Origin of the sequence: Croceitalea vernalis (assembly GCF_031846405.1) — a bacterium.
Classification (GTDB): domain Bacteria; phylum Bacteroidota; class Bacteroidia; order Flavobacteriales; family Flavobacteriaceae; genus Croceitalea; species Croceitalea vernalis.
Window position 1 is genome coordinate 12,211 of record NZ_JAVRHU010000006.1, and the last position, 25,693, is coordinate 37,903.

24 protein-coding genes are annotated in these 25,693 nt (G+C 34.2%); 9 read left to right on the top strand and 15 right to left on the bottom strand.

What is annotated here, in order from left to right:
* Position 1 precedes the first annotated feature (1 nt).
* The gene (locus tag RM520_RS14505) at positions 2-1,096 is read right to left on the bottom strand and encodes a Nif3-like dinuclear metal center hexameric protein (RefSeq protein ID WP_311388482.1); all 1,095 of its coding nucleotides are present in this window, start codon (positions 1,094-1,096) and stop codon (positions 2-4) included.
* A gap of 47 nt (positions 1,097-1,143) precedes the next feature.
* Between RM520_RS14505 and lpxK the strand changes: the two genes are divergently transcribed.
* The gene (gene lpxK, locus RM520_RS14510; protein WP_311388483.1) at positions 1,144-2,157 is read left to right on the top strand and encodes a tetraacyldisaccharide 4'-kinase; all 1,014 of its coding nucleotides are present in this window, start codon (positions 1,144-1,146) and stop codon (positions 2,155-2,157) included.
* Here lpxK and RM520_RS14515 read toward each other — a convergent pair.
* From RM520_RS14515 to RM520_RS14555, 9 genes are all read right to left on the bottom strand, one after another.
* Entirely contained in the window at positions 2,135-4,357 is a 2,223-nt protein-coding gene (locus RM520_RS14515) for a hybrid sensor histidine kinase/response regulator (protein ID WP_311388484.1), read from the bottom strand. The genes lpxK and RM520_RS14515 overlap by 23 nt on opposite strands.
* On the bottom strand, positions 4,354-5,364 hold the full coding sequence (gene gap, locus RM520_RS14520) for a type I glyceraldehyde-3-phosphate dehydrogenase (RefSeq protein WP_311388485.1): 1,011 nt from the start codon (positions 5,362-5,364) through the stop codon (positions 4,354-4,356). Before gap ends, RM520_RS14515 begins: the two co-directional genes overlap by 4 nt.
* A 42-nt stretch (positions 5,365-5,406) precedes the next feature.
* Complete coding sequence (gene lipA, locus RM520_RS14525) at positions 5,407-6,285, bottom strand: lipoyl synthase (RefSeq protein WP_311388486.1); 879 nt, start codon at positions 6,283-6,285, stop codon at positions 5,407-5,409.
* 57 nt (positions 6,286-6,342) lie between these two features.
* Positions 6,343-6,906 (bottom strand): RNA polymerase sigma factor, encoded by a 564-nt coding sequence (locus tag RM520_RS14530; protein WP_311386418.1) that lies wholly within the window; start codon positions 6,904-6,906, stop codon positions 6,343-6,345.
* Between the two features lie 30 nt (positions 6,907-6,936).
* The gene (locus RM520_RS14535; protein WP_311388487.1) at positions 6,937-7,146 is read right to left on the bottom strand and encodes a membrane or secreted protein; all 210 of its coding nucleotides are present in this window, start codon (positions 7,144-7,146) and stop codon (positions 6,937-6,939) included.
* A 70-nt stretch (positions 7,147-7,216) separates the two neighbouring features.
* A complete protein-coding gene (locus tag RM520_RS14540; protein WP_311386420.1) occupies positions 7,217-7,975 on the bottom strand; it encodes an anti-sigma factor in 759 nt (252 codons plus the stop codon).
* On the bottom strand, positions 7,972-8,538 hold the full coding sequence (locus RM520_RS14545) for an RNA polymerase sigma factor (RefSeq protein ID WP_311386421.1): 567 nt from the start codon (positions 8,536-8,538) through the stop codon (positions 7,972-7,974). The genes RM520_RS14540 and RM520_RS14545 overlap by 4 nt, the downstream gene beginning before the upstream one ends.
* 189 nt (positions 8,539-8,727) lie before the next feature.
* A complete protein-coding gene (gene murB, locus RM520_RS14550; protein ID WP_311388488.1) occupies positions 8,728-9,744 on the bottom strand; it encodes a UDP-N-acetylmuramate dehydrogenase in 1,017 nt (338 codons plus the stop codon).
* Entirely contained in the window at positions 9,741-10,934 is a 1,194-nt protein-coding gene (locus RM520_RS14555; protein ID WP_311388489.1) for a pyridoxal phosphate-dependent aminotransferase, read from the bottom strand. The genes murB and RM520_RS14555 overlap by 4 nt, the downstream gene beginning before the upstream one ends.
* Before the next feature lie 151 nt (positions 10,935-11,085).
* Between RM520_RS14555 and RM520_RS14560 the strand changes: the two genes are divergently transcribed.
* Complete coding sequence (locus RM520_RS14560) at positions 11,086-12,432, top strand: PDZ domain-containing protein (protein WP_311388490.1); 1,347 nt, start codon at positions 11,086-11,088, stop codon at positions 12,430-12,432.
* Between the two features lie 39 nt (positions 12,433-12,471).
* On the opposite strand, the gene RM520_RS14565 is transcribed toward RM520_RS14560, so the two are convergent.
* Positions 12,472-12,858, bottom strand: a complete 387-nt coding sequence (locus RM520_RS14565; RefSeq protein WP_311386425.1) for a DUF1573 domain-containing protein — start codon at positions 12,856-12,858, stop codon at positions 12,472-12,474.
* A 199-nt stretch (positions 12,859-13,057) separates the two neighbouring features.
* Here RM520_RS14565 and RM520_RS14570 point away from each other — a divergent pair, with 199 nt between their 5' ends.
* Complete coding sequence (locus tag RM520_RS14570; RefSeq protein WP_311388491.1) at positions 13,058-15,688, top strand: valine--tRNA ligase; 2,631 nt, start codon at positions 13,058-13,060, stop codon at positions 15,686-15,688.
* Positions 15,685-16,542 carry a CPBP family intramembrane glutamic endopeptidase gene (locus RM520_RS14575; RefSeq protein ID WP_311388492.1) on the top strand — a complete coding sequence of 286 codons (858 nt, stop codon included), beginning with the start codon at positions 15,685-15,687 and terminating at the stop codon, positions 16,540-16,542. The genes RM520_RS14570 and RM520_RS14575 overlap by 4 nt, the downstream gene beginning before the upstream one ends.
* Here RM520_RS14575 and RM520_RS14580 read toward each other — a convergent pair.
* Positions 16,529-17,359, bottom strand: coding sequence for a DMT family transporter (locus RM520_RS14580; protein WP_311388493.1), 831 nt, complete (start codon positions 17,357-17,359; stop codon positions 16,529-16,531). The genes RM520_RS14575 and RM520_RS14580 overlap by 14 nt on opposite strands.
* 122 nt (positions 17,360-17,481) lie before the next feature.
* Here RM520_RS14580 and RM520_RS14585 point away from each other — a divergent pair, with 122 nt between their 5' ends.
* Genes RM520_RS14585 through RM520_RS14605 form a run of 5 tightly spaced genes read left to right on the top strand, consistent with a single transcriptional unit; the run spans position 17,482 to position 23,981 of the window.
* The gene (locus tag RM520_RS14585; RefSeq protein WP_311388494.1) at positions 17,482-17,994 is read left to right on the top strand and encodes a hypothetical protein; all 513 of its coding nucleotides are present in this window, start codon (positions 17,482-17,484) and stop codon (positions 17,992-17,994) included.
* A gap of 60 nt (positions 17,995-18,054) precedes the next feature.
* Positions 18,055-18,939, top strand: a complete 885-nt coding sequence (locus tag RM520_RS14590) for a dienelactone hydrolase family protein (RefSeq protein ID WP_311388495.1) — start codon at positions 18,055-18,057, stop codon at positions 18,937-18,939.
* A gap of 55 nt (positions 18,940-18,994) precedes the next feature.
* Positions 18,995-21,283: an FdhF/YdeP family oxidoreductase gene (locus RM520_RS14595; protein WP_311388496.1), complete on the top strand. Its 2,289-nt coding sequence runs from the start codon at positions 18,995-18,997 to the stop codon at positions 21,281-21,283.
* Between the two features lie 30 nt (positions 21,284-21,313).
* Entirely contained in the window at positions 21,314-22,702 is a 1,389-nt protein-coding gene (locus RM520_RS14600; protein ID WP_311388497.1) for a Gfo/Idh/MocA family protein, read from the top strand.
* Positions 22,703-22,712: 10 nt separating this feature from the next.
* Positions 22,713-23,981, top strand: coding sequence for a sterol desaturase family protein (locus tag RM520_RS14605; protein WP_311388498.1), 1,269 nt, complete (start codon positions 22,713-22,715; stop codon positions 23,979-23,981).
* On the opposite strand, the gene RM520_RS14610 is transcribed toward RM520_RS14605, so the two are convergent.
* From RM520_RS14610 to RM520_RS14620, 3 genes are read right to left on the bottom strand one after another with little or no spacing between them, the layout of a single operon-like run.
* The gene (locus RM520_RS14610; protein WP_311386434.1) at positions 23,974-24,240 is read right to left on the bottom strand and encodes an acyl-CoA-binding protein; all 267 of its coding nucleotides are present in this window, start codon (positions 24,238-24,240) and stop codon (positions 23,974-23,976) included. The two genes, RM520_RS14605 and RM520_RS14610, sit on opposite strands and share 8 nt — an antisense overlap.
* Entirely contained in the window at positions 24,233-24,898 is a 666-nt protein-coding gene (locus tag RM520_RS14615; RefSeq protein ID WP_311386435.1) for a phosphatidylserine decarboxylase family protein, read from the bottom strand. Before RM520_RS14615 ends, RM520_RS14610 begins: the two co-directional genes overlap by 8 nt.
* Positions 24,888-25,691 carry a phosphatidate cytidylyltransferase gene (locus tag RM520_RS14620; protein ID WP_311386436.1) on the bottom strand — a complete coding sequence of 268 codons (804 nt, stop codon included), beginning with the start codon at positions 25,689-25,691 and terminating at the stop codon, positions 24,888-24,890. The genes RM520_RS14615 and RM520_RS14620 overlap by 11 nt, the downstream gene beginning before the upstream one ends.
* Positions 25,692-25,693 lie beyond the last annotated feature (2 nt).

The window sequence follows — 25,693 nt, forward strand, 5'->3', positions numbered from 1 at the left end:
ATTAAAAATACTTGATGGGATTAGTAATACTTTCCGATAAAGTGACCGCAAAATTAGGAATTTTTTTTGTAAGATAGTCTACCAATAAATTTTTTGTAAACTGTTCTGTTTCAAAGTGACCAATATCTGCTATAACTATCTTATTATCAGCTTTGTAAAACTCATGATATTTAATATCTGAAGTAATATAAATATCTGCATTGGCTTCAATCGCGGCCTCAATGCCAAAAGCACCGCTTCCACCTAACACCGCAACTGATTTAATTGTTTTGTTGAGTAAAGAAGAATGGCGAACTACTTTTGCGTTCATTTTCAACTTTAGATAGTTCAAAAAATCATTTTCTTTCATTTCATTTTCTATGAAACCTACCATACCCATACCTAAATTTTGATTGGCATTTTCCAAAGTGATTATTTCGTAAGCCACTTCTTCATAGGGGTGATTTTTGAAAAGAGCATTTAAAATTGACCTTTCATAAACACTACTGAATGTAATTTGAATTTGAGTTTCTTTTTCATAATGTAATTTACCGGCTTGACCAATTGTTGGGTTTGATGTAGCGTTTGGTTTAAACGACCCAACTCCTTCCGTATTAAAACTACAGTTGCTGTAGTTACCAATAGTTCCAGCTTGAGCATCAAAAAGCTTAGTTCTTAAAAAGTCGGCTTTATCATTAGGTACATGGGTAGTCAGTTTTTTAATACTATTCTTTTTAGGAATTAGAATTTTAGGATTTTTTATTTCAAGAACTTCACAGATTTTGGCGTTTACACCCTCAGGACTATTATCCAAGGCAGTATGCATGCTATAAATAGCAATATTATTTGCAATTGCCTTTATAACGACTCTTTCTACATAATCTCGACCTGTTATTTTCTTAAGTCCTTTAAAAATTATTGGATGAAAACTAATAATGAGATTACATTTCTTTTCAATTGCCTCATCAACAACATTTTCAAGAGTATCTAAAGTTACCAAGATACCACTAACAACTGCTTTAGAGTTACCCACTAAAAGTCCTACGTTATCAAAGTCTTCTGCATAATGAAGTGGGCACAATTCTTCGAGTATCTTCGTAACATCGGAAACGGTCATTTTTTTCTTTTAAGTCTTTAAAGATAAAATATTATAAATTCGCTTTGATGCGACTACTAGGTAAAATACTTTTCCCAATTTCGTTGTTGTACGGAATTGTTGTTCATACCCGTAATTTTCTTTACGATATTAAGGTATTTAAATCTAAAGCATTTCAAACTCCTACTATTTGCGTGGGTAATTTAAGTGTAGGTGGTACTGGAAAAACACCAATGATAGAATATCTAATTAAGTTACTTCATGACGATTATAAAATAGCAATGCTTAGTCGCGGTTACAGAAGGAAGTCAAAAGGATTTCAAATGGCTGGTTCAAAGTCTAGTGTTGAAGTGCTTGGTGATGAGCCTTTTCAAATACATAGTAAATTTAAGTCCATTGATGTTGCTGTTGCTGTTGATGCTAATAGATGCAACGGAATACGCATTTTAGAGAAGAATAAACAACCTGATATTATATTATTAGATGACGCTTTTCAACATCGTAAAGTAATACCTTCTTTCAGTATACTTTTGACCACCTATGATAATCTTTATGTAGATGATTTCTTTTTACCCACAGGAAGTTTAAGAGATTCTAAAAATCAAGTAAAAAGGGCTAATCTGATAATTGTTACCAAGTGCCCTGATAATTTATCAAAAGAGGGGTCTAACAAGGTCAGCGAGAGAATAGGGGTAAAGAAACAAGTTATTTTTGCTCATCTTTCGTATTCTAAAGTATTCTTCTCTTTAAAAGGAGAAATAGCACCTGAAGTTTTGAAATTAAAAAAAGTTGCATTAGTAACTGGTATTGCGAATCCGAGTCCTTTGGTGAAATATTTAGAGTCTTTGGGACTACTTTTTAAGCATTATAAATTTAAGGACCACCACTTTTTTACAGAGAAGGAAATTAACGATTTTGCCAATAATGATTATGTGATTACCACTGAAAAAGATTTTGTGCGACTTAATGGAAAAGTAGAAAATCTATTTTATGTAGAAGTAAGACATCAGTTTTTATTTGATGGAGATCTAATTCTTTCAAACAGTCTTAAAAAAGCAGTTACGCTTCACCTTCAATCTTAGTCTTAAAAATATTTTCACCAATCTTTTGATAAAATACTTCTGGTTTGAATGGTTTAGTAACAACAGCATTACACCCGGCAGCATAAAATTCATCAAGACTATCATCCATTGAAATTGCCGTCAAGGCAATAATAGGAATGTCGGAATCAAATTTTCGAATTTGTATGGTTGCTTCTGTACCACTAATACCTGGCATATGAATATCCATTAAAATGGCATCATATTTTTTAGAGCTTGCGGCATCAATAGCTTCATTTCCATTATTAGCAATATCAACCGACATACCCTTCTTATTCAACATTTTTTTGGTAATTACTTGATTGATTTTATTATCCTCGACAACGAGTATGTGAAGTCCGTCAAAATCAAAATCTTCAACCGTCAATTCAAAAGGAACATCTTCCAAAGAGTTCTCTTCACACTTCAAATTAAGCTCAAAGAAAAAAGAACTGCCCTTATCAAGTTTACTTTCTAAGTATATTTTACTGTCAAAAAGACCAAGTAGACTTTTAACAATTGTGAGCCCAAGACCTGTTCCTCCATATTCCCTATTAATCTGAACAGAACCTTGTTCAAAACTATCAAAAATGTTTTTCTGTTGTTCTTCCGAAATACCGATACCGGAATCTTTAACTTCAAAATAGACAGTAAGATTATCTTCATCTCTGTCTTTTAATTTGGTGATTACTTCTACTTTACCATGATGAGTAAATTTAAGGGCGTTGCCCACAAGGTTCATGATAATTTGAGAAAGTTTTAAAGGGTCCCCTAAAAGATGTAATGGAATGTTGTTGTCGTAATCTAGAACTATTGTAGTGTTATTGTCTTTTGCATTTTGTTGTAAAGAATCAATGACATCGGTTAATACCTTTTTAAGTTTGAACTCAATATTTAGTGGTTCAAGTTTATCAGCATCAATTTTGTTTATCTGTAAAATATCATTGATAAAATTTAATAGATAATCACCTGAAAATTTTAATGATTTTAAATGCTCTTTCTGATGATCGGCAGGGTCTTCATCAAGAAGTAAGTGTGTTAATCCGGTAACTGCATACAATGGTGTTCTCAACTCATGTGTAACCGTAGATAAAAAATTTGTTTTAGCTTCCATCGCAGAGATCGCAGCGTCTCTTGCTGTTTCTAATTCTTTGTTTTTTGTAACTAATAAATCATTGGTTTTTAATTTGATTTGATTGTTACGAAATAATGAAACGGCTAAAATTGAAATAATAGTTAAGAATGCAGAAGCCAAAATAGCGGTAATGTCAGATCTATTTGCCGATTGATTTAACTCTTCATTCTTGGCTTCTAAATCTTCAATATATTCTGTTTGGGTTTGTTGTAGAATTTTATTCCCAGTTCTTGCCTCAAGTTTGGTTTTTTCTATAGTGAACAGTGAATCATTAATAGTAATTAAATTATTTTGTGATTTAAATGCCTTTTCATAATCACTTAGGGCAGCATATGTAGCTGTTAAAAAAGTATTAGCGCTAAGTATTTCTCTAAAGAACTGATGTTTTTGGGCAAGCTCAAGAGCTGCTTCAGCATGTTTTAAGCTTTCAATCAAATTACCTTGCTGTTTATACATCTGCGCTAAGCCAAGATTTGCTTGAGTGGCTAAAAATGCGCGTTCGTTCTTATCCGAGTTAACGAGTAAGGCATTGAAATTTTTTGATGCATCTTCATAGTTACTCATTTCTGAAAATATTTGAGCCTCAAGAAGCAACATATTATTTAGCAGATTTTTATCATTGCTCAAACTTTTTGACTCTTCTAATTTTTGCCTTGCTTGAAATTTATTATCTGAAATAAATAAAAGTGAAGCTTCTATATATTTATGAACTGCGTCACCGTATGGGTACTCAATATCTTTAAGAAGGACAGATGCACGGTCCCAATAAAATTGAGTATTCTCCTCATCTCCAATTTCTAAATGTAAAAGAGCAAATTTGTGAAAAGTGTCTAGTAAAGATTTTAAATCTTCCTTTTCTTCTGCCAGTTTAGACGCTTGATTTAGAGCTTTTAAGGCTTTATCAAGTTTATTTTGATGTCTAAAAATTCTGGCCTGAGTATGAAAATCTTCAATAGATTTAGTTTGGGTATTAGTGTCTTGAGCTTTTAAGCCAGTAGCAAAAAGCAACATAACAACAAATACAACCAAGCGATTTGTGCAAAGCGACAGTCTATTCTTTAAATTCAAACGTAATTTTTGTTTATAAGGAATTGCATTAAATCTATAATTCTTGAACAGTAGCCAGTTTCATTGTCATACCATCCGATTATTTTAACCATTTTACCAATGACCGAAGTCATCTGAGAATCAAACGTACAAGAGTAACAACTATTGTTTATATCAATTGATACTATAGGGTCTTTCGTATAGAAAAGTACGTTTTTTAGTTCATTTTCTGAAACTGACTTAAAAGCTGCGTTAATTTTATCAATAGTCGTTTCTTTTTTAACATTAAAAGTTATGTCTGTTAATGAGCCGTTTGGTACAGGAACTCTTATGCCACAACCACCAATAACATCTTCTAATTCCGGAAAAATCTTTGTTAGTGCTTTTGCTGCTCCTGTGGTTGTCGGAATAATGGATTGGCTCGCTGCTCTGGCCCTACGTAAATCTCGATGAGGACTATCGTGTAGGCTTTGATCAGATGTGTAAGAATGAATTGTTGTAATATAGGCTTGATCAATACCGCATAATTCATTAATTACTTTGATCATTGGAGCAGCATTATTTGTAGTGCAAGAAGCATTTGAAATAATCTGGTCATCAACATTGAGCATTTGTTCATTAACACCAAAAACAACCATTTTTATGTCATCTTCAATGGGAGGAACAGATAAAATTACCTTTTTAGCTCCGTTTTTTAAATGATATTCTAAATCCCTCTTTTGCTTAAATTTTCCTGATGATTCAATAACAATATCAGTGTTAAAGGCACTCCAATCAATATTTTTAGGATGACGTTCATTGAGCACGGTTATTTCCTTGTTATTAAATAATAAGTTGCTCTCTTTCGCTTCAATAGTTCTGTTAAACCTACCGTGTATACTGTCATATTTGACTAAATGAGCTAGGGTTTTAGCATCAGCAATGTCATTAATAGCCACAACTTCAAACTGACTATTACCAGCTAATAGACGAAACAATGTTCTGCCAATTCGTCCAAAACCATTGATGCCTACTTTGAGTTTAGCCATGATATTTCGCTATTAAAACTTGCTCTTTTTTAAGCAGCAGGTCTAGTGGATATGTTTGTGAGCTTTATAAGAAGATCTTACTAAGGCCCCACTTTCAACATGGCGAAAGCCCATTTTGAGACCTTCCTCTTCATACATTTTGAATTGCTCGGGTAAGATAAATTCTTTAACAGGTAAATGTTTTTTTGATGGTTGAAGATATTGTCCGATAGTTACAACATCTACTCCTGCTAATCTTAAATCTTGCATTGTTTGTAAAACTTCTTCTTCAAACTCCCCTAAACCAAGCATAATTCCTGATTTGGTTCTATTAGCACCATTTTCTTTTAAATATCTTAGAACTTCAAGACTTCTTTCGTATTTCGCTTGAATTCTTACCTCTCTAGTCAAACGTTTTACCGTTTCCATATTATGAGAAATCACCTCTGGACGAACAGCTAAAATACGATCTAAGTGCGTTTCTATTCCTTGAAAATCGGGTATAAGAGTTTCTAAGGTTGTTCCTGGATTCATTCTCCGAACAGCTTTTACTGTTTCAGCCCAAATAATTGAACCCATATCCTTTAAATCGTCTCTGTCAACTGAGGTGAGTACAGCATGCTTTATTTGCATGATTTTTATAGAACGTGCTACTTTTTCTGGTTCTGCCCAATCAACACTTTCTGGTCGCCCAGTTTTCACACCGCAGAAGCCACAAGATCTCGTACAGATATTACCAAGAATCATGAAAGTTGCGGTACCCTCGCCCCAACATTCTCCCATGTTTGGGCAACTACCAGAAGTACATATGGTATGTAAATCATATTTTTCAACAAGGCCTCGTAATTGCGTGTATTTTTTACCTGTTGGTAACTTTACACGTAACCATTTTGGTTTGCCTTTTTTAGGTGGAATCACATGTTCAGATGTGGTCGTACTCATAGCAATGATTTATACTGCAAATATACGAAAAGGGTAGTTGTTGATGAGATAACAATTTTACTTGTTCTTAATAATTTCCGCTAAAAGCTTTTTGGCTCGTAATAGCTTAACTTTTATGTTATTTACTGGCTCATTTAGTTCATTAGCTATTTCTGAATAACTCATTTCATTGAAATATCTAAGATTGATAACTTTTTGATAATGAGGCTTTAATTTTTTTATGTGACCCAATAATGAAGCTAAATTTTGCTCAATAATAAGATTATCTTCAGCGGATGGACTTTCATCAGCAACATTGTGAACTTCATTATTTTTTCCGTTTTCAAGTCCGGTTAAGATATTTTTCTTTCTTTTTCGAATTAAATCGACGTGTAGGTTTTTAGAAATAGTAATTAACCACGTACTAAATTCATATTTCTCATCAAAAGTTTTGATTTTATCAAAAGCCTTAGAAAACGTTTGTACCGTAATATCTTCGGCGTCGTTCTCATTATTGGTTCTTTTGAGTTGAAAACCATAAACATCATTCCAAAACCGATCTAAAAGTGAGCTGAAAGCAATTTGCTTTCCAGCCTTAGCTCTTGCAATCGTTTCTAAAAGGTTGTCCTCGGTTTTATTCAAAAAAGTGGAGAATATAAATTAACGATACGACTATTGAATTTCTGGTATGCTATCTTTTTGGCATTCTTGTTCATCGGGGAGTTTTCCACAAAACCCGCAAGCCTCCCCTTCTTTATTTAAAAAAGGATTTTGACTAGCACAGGTTCCTGCAAATTTACCGTCTTTTTTAGACCATATTTTAATAGCAATTCCAGCAAAAGCTAGTGCCAAAAGGCCAACGGTGAGTAAAGCAAGTTTCATTTAGAAAATTTTTGTAAAAATACACAAATACCTACTACGAAACTTAGCATTAAGATGACTTTAGGGAATTCTAATAGTTGATATTGGCTACAATATTTTGAACTGTTGGTGTTGCATTACCACCTTGTTGTTCAATAGTTATATACCCTACCGCGTTATCGGCATAAGGTAAGGCCCATAATTTTTCTTTATCATCAATATCTTTAATGATACCCAAGTTTACCATTTCTCCATTAACTTCAGCCCACATCTGAAAACATTTATCTTCAGGTAATTGAGGCAAATTGCTAACATTTATGTAAGAAAGTTTCTTAACAGGGTTTACATAAGCAACCGCTTTTAGTTCCTGTGCTTTCTGATTCCCTCTAACAGAATATCTTTTTGTATTTGGATTATTTAATACGATATATTGATTTCTAATGTCTTCTAATTGAACCTTCATGTCCATTTCAAGATCTTTAATCTTGTTTGTCACAATTGTATTCTCCTCTTGAAGATTTTTATTTTGATTATAAAAAAAGTAAGAAGAACCCGCAAAAACTAAAGCGGCAAAGCTTGCAGCAATAGCATATTTAAAGAATTTGCTAGCACCACGTTTTTGCTGTCTTATTTTATAAAGTATACTTTCTTTTAAGCCTTCCGGAGCCTTAAGTGAATGCAGCTTTGCATAAGCTTCTAGGTTATCTTGTAATTCAATATACGTTTTTTGAACCTCAGGATACATCGCAATATACCGCTCTACTTGAAGAGTTTCCGTTGTAGTTGTATCACCTAATAGGTATTTTTCTAAAAGGTCAGTATCTAAAAATATTTTAATCTTTTCTGTCATGATATAAAACTTGCTATCAGTGTTAGCACCATCGGGGCACCATAAATTTTACGTAATTCTCTTAGGCCAATTTTTAATCTTGATTTAATTGTGCCTAAAGGAATGTCCAATTCTTCACTTGCCTCTTGCTGTGTCATGCCTTCAAAAAATAGCGCATCAAGAACTACTTTGTATTTAGGCTCAATTTTATCAAGATGCTCCTTAACATCCATAAATTCAGGACGTGTTGTGTTAACACCTAAATTATATACGTCTGAAACATCAATTTGGATTTCTTTATCTGTCTTGGTGTTAATGCTTCTGAGTTTATCAATCGCTGTATTCCGTGTTATTCTGAATAACCAAGTAAATAATTTTGCTTTTGAAGCATCATAAGAATCCGCTTTTTTCCAAATTTTTACAAAACTTTCTTGGACAACGTCTTGTGCTAAATCTGCATCTTTCACCACTTTGTAAGCAACGCCATGCAGCGTATCTGCATAATTGTCATAAAGTAATGAAATTGCTTTTTCATCACGCTCTTTTAATAATTCGACAATGTGTTTTTCTAAAAGTGTGCTCATATAGTACGCTAACGACAAAAAGAAAATTAAAAAAATCCAAATTAACTTTTTACTCGTAAATAGAATAACGCTAAAGTATAAAATTGATTATAACGACAGCGTTTTAAAAAGAAACAGTTTAGTTAAGATATTTAAGTTTTTGGTTAGTTTGGTTTGGTATAACCCCAGTTTACTGCTAAGTATCTGGGGTTATTTTATGACATTAACTTCAGGTTCTATTTTAATTTGATATTGTTTTTGAACTTCAGCTTGAATTTTTAAAGCTAAATTCCATATTTCCTCTCCACTGGCATTACCATAATTTACCAATACTAGAGCTTGCTTTTCATGCACACCTGCATCATCGAAACGTTTACCTTTAAATCCGCATTGTTCAATGAGCCAGCCTGCAGGAATTTTGAATTGCCCATCGTCCAATTTATAAAAAGGAGCTTCTGGGTTTTTCTTTTGAAAAGTTTTGAAAGTCTTTTTTGATAGTATTGGATTTTTAAAAAAACTTCCACTATTGCCCAGTTCTTTTGGGTCTGGTAATTTACTTTGGCGTATATTAATTACAGCATCGGAGATATTTTTTATGCTTGGATGTATAATAGCTTGCTTTTGAAGTTCATTTTCAATAGCACCATAAAAAGTTAACAATTTATGATTATTCTTAGTGAGCTTTAAAGCAACTGAGGTTATTATATATTGACCTTTTTTTGATTTTTTAAAAACAGAATCACGATACCCAAACTGACAATCTTCTTTTGAAAATTCTTCTAGTTCTTGGGTTTCAATATTCATTGCTTCGCATGACTCAAAGACATCTTTTAATTCTACCCCGTATGCGCCAATATTTTGAATAGGAGCAGTGCCTGTATTACCGGGTATTAAAGATAAATTTTCAATACCACCATAATTATTATCAAGAGTCCATAGTACTAATCCATGCCAATTTTCACCAGCCATTACTTTAATAATGACTTCATCTTCATTTTCCTCAATTATATTTATGCCCTTTAAATTAATATGCATTACTAGGGCATCAATATCTTTTGTCAAAAGCATGTTACTACCTCCGCTGATAATAAAACGTTTAGAATAAGCAGAAAGTTGAAGAATCTTTTGTAATTGTATAAGGCTAGTAATTTCTACAAAAGATTTTGCTTTAACATCAATACCAAAGGTATTAAACGATTTTAATGATATGTTTTCTTGTATGTTCAAATTGAAAGGTATTTGGCTAAACCTTCTTTTAAAATAGCCACGGCTCTAACAAGTTGTTCTTTCTTTAGAACATACGCAATGCGAATTTGATTGGCTCCTAAGCCTACAGTTGCATAAAAACCAGCTGCTGGTGCCACCATAACAGTCTCGCCATTTAAGCTATAATGTTCTAAAAGCCACTGTGCAAATTCATCTGAATTTTGGACAGGAAGTTCAACAACACAGTAAAATGCACCACTTGGTTTTGCAATTTTTATGTTCTCTATTTTCTGAAGCTCTGTAACAAGTACGTTTCTTCTTGAAACATACTCTGCTATAACCTCGTCAAAATAGCTTTGTGGAGTATCTAAGGCTGCTTCACCAGCTATTTGCGCTAGGGTAGGTGGCGAAAGCCTGGCTTGAGCAAATTTCATAGCCGTTTGAATAACACGTTGGTTTTTAGAAACGATGCAACCAATTCGTGCTCCGCACATGCTGTATCTTTTTGAAACCGAGTCAACAATAATTGCGTTGTTTTCAATACCCTTTTGACTTAGAATGGAATGGTGTTGTTTATTATCGTAGGTAAATTCTCTATAAACTTCATCAGCAATAAGAAACAAATCATACTTTTTAACAAGATGAACTAATTGATTGATTTCTTCTTGATTATAAAGATATCCAGTGGGATTACCGGGATTGCAAATTAAAATTGCCTTGGTTTTAGAAGTAATTGTTTTTTCAAATTCTGAAATAGGTGGCAAGGCAAAATTATTGTCAATGCTCGAGACAATTGGAACTACTTTGACACCATTGGCAGTTGCGAAACCATTATAATTAGCGTAAAATGGCTCAGGGATGATTATTTCATCACCTTCATCTAAAATAGTGCCCATGGTAAATGCTAATGCTTCAGATCCACCAGTAGTTACAATAATATCTTCGGCGGTTACTTCAATATCATGTTTGGCATAATAGCTTGCTAATTTTTCTCGGTAAGCATCAGAACCTTCAGTGCGGCTATAAGCCAACACTTCAATATTATGATTTCTAATGGCATCTAGTGCCAATTTAGGCGTTTTAATGTCTGGCTGACCAATGTTAAGATGTATAACATGGGTGCCTCTTTTTTTAGCTTCTTCAGCGTAAGGGACCAATTTTCGAATTGGTGAAGGTGGCATTAATTGCCCTTTGGAAGAAATCTCTGGCATGAAATGGTAAATTTTAGCAAAAATGGCGAAAAGGTGTCTGCAAAACAATAAAAGCTATTATTATTTGGCCTTCTCTGATTATGTTAAATAAAGCCTTTTGGCGATTAATTTGTTTATCTTTAAGAGATATAACTCATTATAAATTAATAGCTTGAAGAAGACTCTCGTCTATATAACCTTTGTTTTTGTTTGTTTTTTCTATACGGGATATGGGCAAAGATTTCATATTTCAAATAAGAAAAAGTATGAAAAAGTAAAGTTTGAGTTAGTCAACAATTTAATAGTTGTTCCTGTTGAATTAAATGGAGCAAAACTTTCTTTTATTCTTGATACTGGAGTGGGTAGTCCCATACTTTTTAATTTGACGAATCAAGACTCCATTCAAATAAATAATGTATCGGAAATATCGTTACGTGGTTTAGGGGAAGGTGAACCCATACAAGCCTTAAAATCGACAAAGAATACATTCAAAATTGGTAACGCTAAAAACTTTAGTCAACCTTTGTATGTTGTTTTAGATCGAGATTTGAATTTTTCTACATCATTAGGTATACCTATTCATGGTATCATCGGTTTTGACCTTTTTAAGAATTTTGTGGTAGACGTTAACTATGGTGCACAGACTTTAAAGATTTATCATCCAGACAAATACAACTACAAAAAGTCTAAGAGAAGGCAAACTCTTCCTTTATCCATTATTCAAAAGAAGGCTTATGTAGATGGTGCGGTTACCAAGGAAGATGATTCTGAAATTCCAGTGAAATTACTGGTAGATACGGGTAGCAGCGATGCACTTTGGTTATTTCATGACCCTGAGAAAGGTTTAGATATTCCAGATAAAAACTACGAGGATTTTTTAGGTCAGGGCTTGAGCGGCGATATTTTTGGAAAGAGAACTAAATTGAAAGGCGTTCGTATCGGAATGTTTCAATTGAATGAAGCTAAAGTAGCTTTTCCTTATAAAGAATCTTTTGGAGCTATAAAAGAACTCGGTAACCGCAATGGTAGTGTAGGTGGTGAAATACTAAAAAGATTTAATATTGTTTTTGATTATCCTGGCCAGAAAATTACACTGTCTAAAAATATTAACTTTAATAGGCCATTTCAATATAACCTTGCCGGAATAGAATTGCAGCATAATGGTGTCAGATATATTGCTAAAAGAATCACTGATGCTAATGGAATTCTTGATGTTGAGCAGAAAACCTTTGGTAATGTTCAAATTTTGCTAGAGAACAGAACACGTTTAAGTCTTGTGCCCGAGATTGTAGTTTCAGGTATTAGAGCTGGTAGCCCTGCAGAAGAGGCGGGTTTGCAAGAGGGTGATGTTATTTTAGCTGTTAACGGTAAAGAGATTCATGATTATAAATTGCAAGAAATTCTTCAAATGCTCAATGAACGTGAAGGCAAAAAAGTACGAGTTCAAATTGAGCGTTATAACAAAGACTTGCTCTTTACATTTGTCTTAAAGGATATTTTCAAAACAAAAAAGCCCTGACTTACGCCAAGGCTTTTTGTTCACTTAAAGGTGAAAAATTTATTTTGCTCCTTCACTTTTGACAGTTCCTTTTATCTTAAGAACTTTAGTTGGAGTATCTGCATTTGAACTAACGGTAATAGCCTTTCTGATTGGGCCAACACGTTTAGTGTCATATTTTACTTGAATCTCTCCAGTTTCTCCAGGTAAAATTGGTGCATCTGGTTTTTTAGGGATTGTGCATCCACAGCTAGACTTTACATCGCTGATAACTAATGGAGCATCACCCGTGTTCGTGAATTCGAAAATTCGAACACCATCACTACCTTTTTCAATTTCACCGTAGTCTACAGTCTCAGATTTAAATTCAATTTTAGCAACTTGGTCTTGTGCTTGCACGCTAACGGCTAATAGACCAACAAATAATAAAAGTATTATTTTCTTCATTTTTTTTAGTTTTGAGGAATTTCAAAAGTAGTTGATTTCAACCTACATCCAAAATTCTTTTGTCTTCTAATAACGTTACTTATTTTTGTTTCGTATTTAAAGGATTGGCCAATCGCCAATGAATAGCGTAAAATTAACATAACGCCATTCCTTTGCGATTCTACAATCCACCTTACTTTTGCAAAAACTATACCGAAAAATGGATATTCCATCAAAATACGATTCTACTAAAGTCGAACAGCATTGGTACGATTACTGGATGCAACACGACTATTTCTCTTCAAAACCAGATGATAGAGAGCCTTATACCATTGTAATACCTCCACCTAATGTTACAGGAGTTTTACATATGGGGCATATGCTCAATAATACTATTCAAGATGTTTTGATACGAAAAGCACGTTTAGAAGGCAAAAATGCTTGCTGGGTACCAGGTATGGACCATGCTTCCATAGCTACTGAAGCAAAAGTGGTAGCCAAACTTAAAGAACAAGGTATTGATAAGGCTGATTTATCTCGTGAAGAGTTTTTAAAGCATGCATGGGATTGGACCGATGAATATGGTGGGGTAATACTACAACAACTTAAAAAATTAGGAGCTTCTTGCGACTGGAGTCGTACAAAGTTTACCTTGGATGACGATATGTCAGCATCTGTTATCAAAGTTTTTGTTGATTTATACCAAAAAGGATTGATTTACAGAGGATACCGAATGGTAAATTGGGATCCTGAAGCTAAAACAACCCTTTCTGATGAAGAGGTTAATTATGAAGAGAAACAGGGACTTTTATATTATTTATCGTATGAAATAGAAAATTCTGACGAAAAAGTAACAATTGCTACAACTAGGCCAGAAACTATTTTAGGCGATACTGCAATTTGTATTAATCCAAATGATGAAAGATATGTTCATTTGAGAGGCAAAAAGGCCATAGTGCCTATTTGCGGACGGGTTATTCCAATAATTGAAGATGAATATGTTGATATTGAATTTGGTACTGGATGTTTAAAAGTAACCCCTGCCCATGATGAAAACGATAAAAATCTTGGTGAAAAGCATCAATTAGAAGTAATTGATATTTTTAATGAAGATGCTTCTTTAAATTCCTTCGGTTTACATTATGAAGGTAAAGATCGTTTCGTTGTTCGAAAAGAAATTTCAAAAGAGTTGGAAGAAAAAGGGTTTTTAATCAAAACGGAACAGCATACCAATAAAATTGGTACTTCAGAACGCACAAAGGCCGTTATTGAACCAAGACTTTCAGATCAGTGGTTTTTAAAAATGGAAGACTTGGCCAAACCAGCTATTGACGCTGTTTTAAAGAATGGTGAAGTTAAGTTGTTTCCAAAGAAATTTGAGAGTACTTATCGTCATTGGATGGAAAATATTCGCGATTGGAATATTTCACGGCAATTATGGTGGGGACAGCAAATTCCGGCTTATTACTATGGTGATGGAAAAGACGATTTTGTTGTTGCCGAAAATCCTGAAAAAGCCCTAGAGCTAGCAAGAGAACGCTTAAATAACGCACAACTAACAACTGACGACTTAAAACAAGATAATGACGTTCTAGATACTTGGTTTTCTTCATGGTTATGGCCTATTAGTGTTTTTGGTGGTATTCTTGAACCCGAAAATGAAGAGGTAAATTATTACTACCCTACTAATGATTTAGTAACCGGTCCAGATATTCTATTCTTTTGGGTAGCTAGAATGATTGTTGCTGGTTATGAATTTAGAAATGAACGCCCATATGAAAATGTGTATTTGACAGGATTGGTTCGCGATAAACAGCGTAGAAAAATGTCAAAATCACTAGGTAATTCACCTGATGCCTTAAAACTAATTGAAGAATTTGGTGCAGATGGAGTGCGGGTTGGACTATTATTAAGTTCAGCTGCTGGTAACGATTTAATGTTTGATGAAGCTTTATGTCAACAAGGGAAAAACTTTGCTAATAAAATATGGAATGCCTTTAGATTAGTTAAAGGTTGGGATGTAGCAGACATAGAACAACCTAAGGCTGCGAAAATAGGGATTGAGTGGTACACGGCTAAATTCAATCAAACTTTAACTGAAATAGAAGATCATTATAGCAAATATCGAATTTCAGATGCTTTAATGGCTATTTATAAATTGGTTTGGGATGATTTCTGTTCATGGTTCTTAGAGATTGTAAAGCCTGAATATCAAAAGCCAATTGATAACAAGACTTTAGCTGCGGTTATTGATTTGTTTGAGGCTAATTTAAAATTGCTTCACCCTTTTATGCCTTTTTTAAGTGAAGAAGTTTGGCAGCATATGGCAGAACGAACACCAGAAGAAGCTCTTTGTATTGCTGATTGGCCTAAAGTTGGCTCAAATGACAAGAATTTGATCAGTGATTTTGAATTTGCAGCGGAAATAGTTTCAGGAGTTCGAAATATTAGAAAAGAAAAAAATATCCCTAACAAAGAAGTTTTAGAGCTATTGGAGTTAAATACTGAAAGTTCAAACTCTAAGATGGATGCCATTATCATTAAATTGGGCAATCTTTCTACGATTGAATCGGTAAAGGATGCAGTTGATGGTGCTTTGAGCTTTAGGGTTAAGAGCAATGAATATTTCATACCAATTGCTGGAGCCATTGATGTTGAAGCTGAAATTCAAAAAATAAATGAAGAATTAAAGTATACGAAGGGCTTTTTACAATCGGTACAAAAGAAACTTTCGAATGAGCGCTTTGTGAATAATGCACCGCCACAAGTAGTCGATATTGAACGTAAAAAGGTTACAGATGCTGAGGCAAAGATTGAAACCTTGGAAAAAAGTTTGGCGAGTCTAAGATGATTAAGAAAATTAAAAATTGGGATTGGCTGCGGGTAGTAGCACTAATTCTACCTTACCTTTTAGTAGTAGGTGTTTTTCAGGTTTTTGGATATTATATAGCTGGTGTTCCATTAAATACTGAGGATTACGAATTTAACAGTCTTCAGCGTACCATAATTACTTTTACTACATTGTTAGGTACTGTTATTGTGCTATTTCTTTTTATCCGATTTGTAGATAAAGAACCTTTTAAAAATTTAGGCCTTTATTGGAAAGGTAGATCAAAAGACTTGCTGGTTGGAATATTACTCGGGGCTTTTATAATGTGTTTTGCTTATTTTTTACTTTTAGGTATAGATAGCATAGCTTTCGAAAGAATGGTTGTTAGCTGGAAAGATATCCTTTATGGTATTTTGGTCTTTACATGTGTTTCTTTTTCTGAAGAACTCTTATTTAGAGGATATGTTCTCAAAAATTTTATGTCCTCTTTTAATAAGTATATTGCTTTGGTTTTGTCTTCATTAATTTTTGCACTTATGCATGGTGCAAATCCAAATATTGATTTATTTCCTCTAATCAATCTGTTTCTTGCTGGGATATTATTGGGCATTAGTTACATATATACAAAGAATATATGGTTTCCTGTAGGACTTCATTTTAGTTGGAATATATTCCAGACACTTTTTGGTTTCAATGTAAGCGGCATTGATTTTTATTCTTTAATTGAATTTAAAATACCAAAGAATAATTTGATAAATGGTGGTGAATTTGGATTTGAGGGTTCTATTCTAGCCATAGTTTTTCAAATCATTTTAATTCTAATTCTTTTCTTCTATTTCGAATCAAAAAACTTTAATACTATTACTCCTTCTTAACAAAATTATTAGCGATTAGAGCGCCGACAATTAAGAAAAGGCCTATAAAACTCCAAAGCGTATAAGTGTCGCCAAACCAGAATACACCAATGCAAATAGTAAAAATAACTTCTGTATATTTAATGGGAGCAACCCTACTGGTTTCAGCCATTTGAAAGGCTTTAGTCATAAAAACTTGTCCAAAATAGCCAAATACCCCAAGACTAGCCAACAGGGCCCAGTCCAAACCTTTGGGTTGGATCCAGTTAAATAGGCACATGATGCCTCCAACAATGGTAGAAAAGAACATAAAGTAGTTTACAACTACAACGGGATGATCTGCTTTTCCAATTTTTCTAATTAAAATATAAACTATCCCAGTAAAGACTGATGCAGTAATGACTAATAGCATTCCAATATTGCTCATTTCACTATCGAATCCTTTCAAAATTAGTACTCCGGTAAATGCAATAAAAAAAAAGAACCATTGAATTGGTTTAAGCTTTTCTTTAAGCAGAATAACTGCGAAAATTGCAGCAAAAATTGGAGCGACATACCGAAGTGAAACTGCTGTGCCTACCGATAGGTATTTAAAAGAGAAGAAAAATAAACTCATTGAAATTAGCCCCGCTATTGCGCGCAGTGACAATAATTTTCGTTGGTTTCCTAAGACATTTATTTGATTAGATAAAAGATAAGTGGTTGCAAAAATAAATGAGGTGATTGACCTAAAAAAAACTAATTGAAAACCTGGAATATGATCTAAGTACTTTATAAAAGCATTCATCAACGAAAATGATGCCGTACTAATGAGCATAAAAAGAAGTGCTTTCTTCACAGGAAAATTTCAATGAACAAAGCTACATCAAATTTTAACGATTTATTTAAACACTTTTCTACGAAAAACTAGGACAAAAAAATGAAAATACTTTTCTTTGTTTAAAATTAGTCTAAATAAAAATGAATAATAGAAAAGTATCAAATAAGGCACGAGTTTATCACAGGTATTTAGGCTTTTTTTTAGCCGGTATTATGGGTGTTTATGCATTTAGTGGTGTTGTCTTAATATTTCGAAATACCGATTTTCTAAAAGTCGAAGTAATCAACGAAAAGAAAGTTGAGGCAGGTTTAGACGCGGAGCGATTAGGTAAAGAAGTTAAAATAAAGAACCTCACTTTTACTTCTGTAGAGGGTGATGTTGTCAATTTTGAACAAGGTGTTTATAATATAAAAACAGGAGAGGTAAAATACTTTTCAAAAAAACTGCCCTATGTTCTTGACAAAATGACCCATATGCATAAAGCGACTTCTTCCGATCCTTTATATATTCTTAATATTTTCTTTGGAGTGTCTTTATTATTCTTTGTATTGTCTGCCTTTTGGATGTTTTTGCCAAACACTACAATCTTTAAAAAAGGATTATATTTCACCGCTGGAGGTATCTTACTAACTCTTATAATGCTTTTTGTTTAATTGATATTATCGGGTCACTCTTTTTCGTAAATTTAGAAGGAATTGAAAATCCGACTAAAGATGAAAGAGTTAAAAAAAGAAGATATTCCTCAAGAGGTATTTGACCTTTATGACGATTATGCGCACAATAAAATACAGAGAAGAGAATTTATTGAGAAATTATCACTTTACACTATAGGTGGACTAACATTACCGAGTTTATTGAGTTTTATGATGCCAAACTATACTGATACTATGTTGGTGGACCCTCAAGACCCTAATTTGATAAGTGATTTCGTTACTTATAATTCTGAAAAAGGCGGTGGAGAAATAAAAGCATTACTGTCTAAACCAGCAAAGTTTGAAGGTAAATTAGGAGGGATCGTTGTTGTTCATGAAAATCGAGGTTTAAACCCATATATTGAGGATACAGCACGAATGGGTGCTCTTGAGGGTTTTATAACAATTGCACCAGATGCATTGTCTCCACTAGGGGGGTATCCTGGTAATGATGATGAAGGGAGAACCATGCAGCGAACACGTGATCGTAATGAAATGTTAGAAGATTTTATTGCTGCTTTTGAATATTTAAAGAATCATCCAGATTGTAACGGTAGAATAGGTGTTGTTGGTTTTTGTTTTGGCGGATGGATATCAAATATGATGGCTGTAAAAGTTCCTGATTTAGCGGCTTCGGTTCCTTTTTATGGAGGGCAACCCAAAGAAAATGTTGATAAAATTAATGCGCCTTTAATGTTGCAATTTGCAGGATTGGATAAAAGAGTCAATGCTGGGTGGCCAGCTTTTGAAGAATTACTTAAAGCAGAAGGAAAGCAATACCAAGCATTTGTTTACCCTGATGTAAATCACGGTTTTCATAATACAACTACTGCAAGGTATCATAAACAATCTGCTGAATTGGCTTGGAAACGCACTATTGAATTCTTTACTGAAAATTTAACCTAGTCTTTCGTATTTATATAATTATTAAACCACGATAAGTATTTAGATGGGGAAAAGCGTGAAACGCCAAGTTTCTATTACCGGTGATATTCAGTTTGCAGATTTAAAGGTCAGTGAACCCGCAGCATATGCAGCTGGTGCAACAGCAATTAAAAAAACTTTAGAGCATTTAAATAAAGAGGCTGGGCTATTTAAATCACTCTCCACCTTAAGTGCTATGAATCAGAAAGATGGTTTTGATTGCCCTGGTTGTGCCTGGCCTGATCCTGAAGATCCCTCAAAACTTGGCGAGTATTGCGAGAATGGTGCAAAAGCTATCGCTGAAGAAACAGCTCCAGAACGGGCAGATAAAGTGTTTTTTGAACAGTACTCAGTCGAAGAGATTTCTCGTTGGACCGATATGGTTATTGGTAAAAGTGGACGATTGACAGAGCCAATGATATTAAAACCTGAAGCAACTTATTATGAACCTATAACTTGGAATGACGCTTTTGGATTGATTGCGGAACACCTGCATCAATTAAGTTCACCTGATGAGGCCATATTCTATACCTCTGGTCGTTCAAGTAACGAAGCCGCATTTTTATACGGGCTTTTCGCAAGGGCTTTCGGAACTAATAACATGCCTGATTGTTCAAATATGTGTCATGAATCTAGTGGTGTAGCTTTGAGTGAAACTTTAGGCATAGGTAAGGGCTCAGTGACTTTAGATGATTTGCATGAGGCGGAAGTGGTTATGGTTATTGGTCAAAACCCAGGTACCAATCACCCTCGAATGCTTTCCGCTTTAGAAAAATGTAAAAATAATGGAGGAAGTATTATTACAATAAACCCTCTTGAAGAAGCAGGATTGGTTCGCTTTAAGAACCCGCAAAAAATTAAAGGAGTAATAGGTTCTGGGACTAAACTAACTGATATATTTTTACAAGTTAAAATCAATGAAGATGTTGCATTATTGAAATTAATAATGATGCGTTTATTGACTATTGAGCGTAGTGGTGCCCAGGTTTTTGACAAAGAATTTATTCAAAATAAAACTTCAGGTTATCAAGAATTAATTCTAGATTTAGATAAATATCAGGAAGAAGAACTTCTTGAAAGGTGCGGCGTAGCATCCAATGAAATTGATAAAGCTGTCTCTCTTTTGGCCTCTAAAAAGCGAATTATTATTTGCTGGGCAATGGGTTTGACCCAACACAAAAATGGTGTGGCTAATATCAAAGAGTGTGTTAATCTCTTACTTTTAAAAGGTAGCATTGGCAAAAAGGGTTCAGGTACTTGTCCCGTTCGTGGACATAGTAATGTTCAAGGTGATAGAAGTGTCGGAATTATGCATCACGTTTCAAAACCTTTGAATAAAGCAATAAAGAAGGTGTTTGGTTTTGAAGCTCCAGAAAAGGAAGGTCTGGACACAGTTCATTGTATTAAGGCAATGTATGAAGGAAAAGCAAAAGTATTTGTTGCCCTCGGAGGTAATTTTGTTTCAGCTGCTTCCGATACAAATTACACAGCTAAAGCGTTACAGAATTGCGACTTAACTGTTTCAATTGCTACCAAGCTAAATAGAGGGCATTTGATTACGGGCAAGACTGCACTTATTTTGCCAACCTTAGGCAGAACAGAGAAAGATACCGTACAAGGAAAACAACGTTCAGTTACGGTTGAAAATAGTATGGGTAAAGTGCATCAAAGTAAAGGTGCTCGCGATCCTATCAGTAATGCTTTAAGGAGTGAGCCTAGTATAGTTGCTCAAATGGCTGAAGTTTATTTCAAGTGTGAAAGTTCAATTGATTGGTTAGCCTTAGGTGAGGATTATGAATTAATAAGAAAAAAAATATCTGAAGTATATCAAGGTTACGAAGATTACTCCAAGCGCTCAAAAGGTTCGGGTTTTTATCTTCCTAATAATGCTCGAGTTGGTGATTTTTCAAAATTGCCAAACGGGAAGGCTCAATTTTCCGTTAACGCTTTAGCAGAGCATAAATTGAATGAGAATGATTTCATTCTAATGACTATTCGTAGCCATGACCAATTTAATACTACTATTTACGATATGAATGATCGATATCGTGGTATTTATGGTGAAAGAAGGATTGTTTTTATGAATCCGATTGATATGGAAAAAAGAGGACTTAAAACTCAGCAGATTATTGATTTGACCTCTACTTATAAAGGCGAAAAACGAAAGGCAGAAAAGTTTAAGGTTGTTCCTTATGCTATCCCGAAAGGTAATTTAGCTGCATATTTTCCTGAAACCAATATTTTAGTACCAATTGATGAATTTGCAAAAAAAAGTAATACACCTATAAGCAAGTCTATCATTGTTCAAATTGAAATTATTGAATGATAGCTATTTAAATTTTATAGAAGCCAGAATATGAAAAATATCGACAGACGTAAATTTTTAAAGAAAACCACACTTTCAGCGGCGGCAGTTTCTGTTGTTCCAAGTTATTTAAGGGCAAATTCAGAACGAGCCTTTAATCAAATATATATGGGTGATTTTGCAGCTCCCAAGCTGAAGAACCTAAAGGCTGCTTTTATAGGCGTTGGTGCTAGAGGTGGTTATCATTTAAAGTTTTTGGCTGCCTTGCCAAATACTGAAGTAGTTGCGGTCTGTGATGTGTACGAAGATTTAGTTAAGGAAAAAATAGGTTGGGTTCGAGAAGTTTCTGATGAAAGTCGTCATAAAAATATTGCCCAATATTATGGCGATGAAGATCAATGGAGGAAAATGCTCGAAGAAGTAAAGCCTGATGTCGTTTTTATTGCCACTAATTGGAAAAACCATGCTCCGATGGCTATTGAAAGTATGAAAATGGGGGCACATGCTATGGTTGAAGTGCCAATTGCGGTCACATTGCAAGAAATGTGGGATATTGTTGATACTAGTGAAAGCACTCGAAAGCATTGTATGATGCTTGAAAATGTTAATTATAGTCGGGATGAGCTTATGTTTTTAAACATGTGTCGACAAGGTGTAATCGGTGAAATTTTACATGGCGAAGCCGCTTACATCCATGAACTTCGTTGGCAGATGGATGAGCAGGAGAGAGGCACTGGCTCATGGCGAACTTATCATTATGCAAAACGTAATGGTAATTTATATCCTACTCATGGATTGGGTCCAGTCGCGCAGTATATGAACTTAGGAAGGGGAGAAGATACTTTGAGTAGTTTAGTATCATTTTCAACCCCCTCAAGAGGCAGAGCTTCTTATGCCGAAAAAAACTATCCAGAAAATCATAAATGGAATCAACTTGATTTTCAAGGTGGAGATTTGAATACTTCAATACTTAAAACGCAACTTGGTAAAACTATAATGGTACAATGGGATGAAACAAGTCCGCGACCATATACGCGTCATAATCTCATACAAGGCACCAAAGGTGCTCTAGCAGGTTTTCCAACACGAGTTGCACTTGAAGGGGGCGTAGAGGGTATCAATGAAAATCATCATTCTTGGGTACAGGGTGAAGCGTTGGACAAGCTATATGAAAAGTATGATCATCCATTATATAAACGCCTAAATGAAGCTGCCAGGGGAAGTGGACATGGAGGAATGGATGGTATTATGGTTTACCGTATTGTAGAATGTTTGCAAAAAGGACTGCCTTTAGACCAAAATGTCTACGAAGGATGTTTATGGAGTGCTGTAGCTCCTTTAAGTGAACGTTCGGTAGCAAGTGGAGGTTCATCGCAACCATTCCCTGATTTTACAAGAGGTAATTGGAAAAAAACACAACCCCTCAGTATTATTGAATAAAAATTGATTTATGGAAACTTATGCAAATGCTTTGCTCTACGCTATACCCTTTTTTACAGGTCTTGTTTTAGTTGAAATACTATACGGTTATTTTGTAAAAAATCAGAAGCATAATGTGATGGATACTGTGAGTAGTCTTAGTTCAGGGCTCACGAATATTATAAAAGATTCACTGGGTTTGGTTGTAGTTTTGGTGAGTTATCCTTTTTTATTGAAAAGCTTATCATTATTTGAAATGAAAGCCACCTGGTTGGTATGGTTAGTTGCATTTATTTCTATAGATTTTGCTGGGTATTGGAATCATCGCTTAAGTCATCATATTAATATTTTTTGGAATCAACATGTGATTCATCATAGTAGTGAAGAGTTTAACTTGGCATGTGCCCTGCGACAATCTATTTCTAATTTGGTGGGTTATTTTTCAATATTGCTCATTCCCGCGGCAGTTTTAGGAGTACCAACACAGGTCATAGCAATTTTAGCCCCTATTCATTTGTTTGCTCAATTCTGGTATCATACGCAGCATATTGGTAAAATGGGTTGGTTAGAATACATAATTGTAACCCCCTCACAGCATCGAGTACATCATGCAATAAACTCGGAGTATATTGATAAAAACTTAGGTCAGGTACTAAGTATTTGGGATAGAATGTTCGGTACTTTTCAAGAGGAACTCGATGATGTTCCTCCTCAATATGGGGTATTAAAACCAGCATCAACTTGGAATCCTATTTTAATAAATTTTCAACATTTTTGGAGGTTGTTACAAGATGCCTGGAGAGCCAACAATTGGCTTGATAAATTCAGAATTTGGTTTATGCCTACTGGGTGGCGTCCAGAAGATGTTGCTAAAAAATACCCTATTGCTATTATTGAAGATGTTTATAATTTTAAAAAGTACCGGCCTGCTGCCAGTAATAGCCTAAAAGGATACGCTATTTTTCAAATGTTAAGTAGTACGATTTTAATGCTTTTTATGTTTTATAATTATTCAGAAATTGGCTTCAAAGGATTACTGTTGTTTGGAGCTTTTGTTTTCACTGGTATTTACGGTTATAGCGCATTAATGGATAGAAAAAGGCATGCGGTATGGATTGAACTTTTTCGGGGTTTGACCGGAATAGGACTTATTGTTTTTACAAATGATTGGTTTGGCCTTAATAGTTATATCACAATTGGTAGCTTATTAATGATACTCTATTATGTTATAACAATAATAGGTGGTTTCTACTTTACTTTTTTTGAAAAGCCAACTGGATTACTGCAACTGCCTATTTAATAGTTTTAACTTCTGATTGAACTAACTCAATATAGCTAGACATTGCTTCTTGTCTACTAATATTTTGAGCTTGAATAAGTGCATTGGCCTTGAAGGCATTTATTAAAGGAGTTTTACTCCCGGGATTGTTGTAGTTTTTATTAGCAATTTTATAGTAGGCATATAATTTCAATAAAAGATCAGCCGGTAAAGGTTTTGTGAAATCATTTACAAACTTTACCGCTTCTTCAAACTTTATTTCCAAAGTTTTTTCACTCATCTTTTTTACCTAGCATTGCTATACAGGTTTTTGCGCCTGTCACGGTTTGATTTAAAGAGACACAAATTTTACTATCTAAGGGTAAAAATAAATCAACTCTAGACCCAAATTTTATAAAGCCTGCATCTTCGCCTTGCACAACCTGCTCACCTTCTTCTGCATAATTAACAATCCTTCTAGCCAAGGCACCAGCAATTTGACGGTATAAAATTTCGCCAAATTTTGGTGTATGTATTACTACGGTAGTACGTTCGTTTTCTGTACTTGATTTTGGATGCCAAGCTACTAGGTATTTACCAGGATGATATTTAGAAAAAGTGATTGTGCCACTTGCTGCATAACGTGTAACATGTACATTTAAAGGTGACATAAATATTGATACTTGCTTTCTTTTTTCTTTAAAATATTCAGTTTCTTCAACTTCTTCAATAACGACTACTTTACCATCAACTGGAGCTAAAATTTCATCAAAATTTGGTGTTACTAACCGTTTAGGGTTTCTGAAAAATTGAAGAATTAGTACCAAAACTCCTAGGGTGAACAATTGTAGGGTGATACGAAGCCAAGTTAATTCAATGAAATATTGAGTAGCTAAAAGTGCTGCAACAACTAAAAAAAACGTTGTAAGAATAATTTTTTGTCCTTCTTTATGAAACATAAAAAAATAATTTAAGTGTCAAATAAGCAAATGGTGCGGCAAATACCAAACTATCAAGCCTATCCCATATTCCGCCATGGCCTGGAAGTATGGCTCCACTGTCTTTAACTCCGGCAACCCTTTTAAATTTAGACTGTAATAAATCACCCAAGCCGCCTGTCAAAACAATTATAAAGGCAAGTATTAACCATTGACTAGAAGTTATACTGTTTTCATAAAATGAAAGTAGGTAACCTGCCAACATTGCAAAAATAAGTCCTCCTAACGAACCTTCAATAGTTTTTTTTGGTGAAACTGAAGGAAATAATTTTGTTCTGCCGATTGATTTGCCAACCAAGTAAGCAAAACTATCACTTACCCAAATTAATATAAAGATGCCCATAATTAAAAATTTAGCAAACTCACTTTGATTGTAGGGTATCATGGTTAAAAAAATAAACCCACCAGATATATAAAAGATTCCAATCAGATATAGTTCAAGTTTTTTGAATTTTTGCTTCGTTTTAGTGAAAAGATACCCCAATAAGGCAATATCTATAATCAATGTTATAACCAGCAAAATAAGGACAGGAATCTCCGTATGAATAAGATATATGTACGCCCACCATAGGGCTAAATAGGCAATAAAAATATAATACCCTTTAATCTCGACAATGCGTTTAAACTCATAAAGACATCCAAGGCCGAAAGCCATAAAAAGAAAATCAAAAGCATCAGAGTTCAAATAGGCTGTAGAAAGTAATAAGACGACATAAACAATGCCTGTAAGTAGTCTTCTTAAAAGTTCTTTCATTG